Source organism: Vibrio sp. 1288, from assembly GCF_033344475.1.
In genome coordinates this window covers 1-637 of record NZ_JAWPOX010000670.1, presented here as the reverse complement: position 1 = coordinate 637, position 637 = coordinate 1, and the positions used below count along the sequence as shown (strand labels likewise).

Sequence of the window (637 nt, the reverse complement as noted above, 5' to 3'; positions counted from 1 at the left end):
TTACGCTTCTGTTCGTCTAGATATCCGTCGTACTGGCGCAATCAAAGAAGGCGACGAAGTTGTAGGTAACGAAACGCGTATCAAAGTGGTTAAGAACAAGATTGCAGCACCATTTAAAGAAGCAAACACGCAAATCATGTATGGCCAAGGCTTTAACCGTGAAGGTGAGTTGATTGACTTAGGCGTGAAGCACAAGCTAGTAGAAAAAGCGGGTGCTTGGTACAGCTACAATGGCGATAAGATTGGTCAAGGTAAAGCAAACGCTTGTAACTACCTGCGTGAGCATCCAGAAATCGCGAAAACAATCGATACCAAACTGCGTGAAATGCTACTTTCTCCAGCTCAACCAGAAGCACCTGCTGCCGGTGAGAAGCCTGAGCAAGAAGAAGAGTTTTAATCTTCTGATAGACTAAAACAAAGCCCTGCGTTGCAGGGCTTTGTTGTATTTGTCGAAATCAAAATCGAAGAAATTTAAGGCAAACGAAAAGCCTGTACAGCCAAATTACCTTTAGGATCACTATGTACCAAAAGCGACAAGCACCGACGCTATCTAGCAAAGAAGCCGCGATTCAGTTACTTAGTCGTCGAGATCATGGCTTATAGGAGCTCCATCAAAAGCTTGCGATGAAAGGCTATG

Annotated in this window: 2 pseudogenes; both read left to right on the top strand. The window is 44.3% G+C overall.

From position 1 onward, the window contains the following. Positions 1-397, top strand: a pseudogene (gene recA / locus R8O11_RS28685) (recombinase RecA); the annotation flags it as partial. A 122-nt stretch (positions 398-519) separates the two neighbouring features. Continuing rightward, a pseudogene (locus R8O11_RS28680) lies at positions 520-600 on the top strand (recombination regulator RecX); the annotation flags it as partial. Positions 601-637 lie beyond the last annotated feature (37 nt).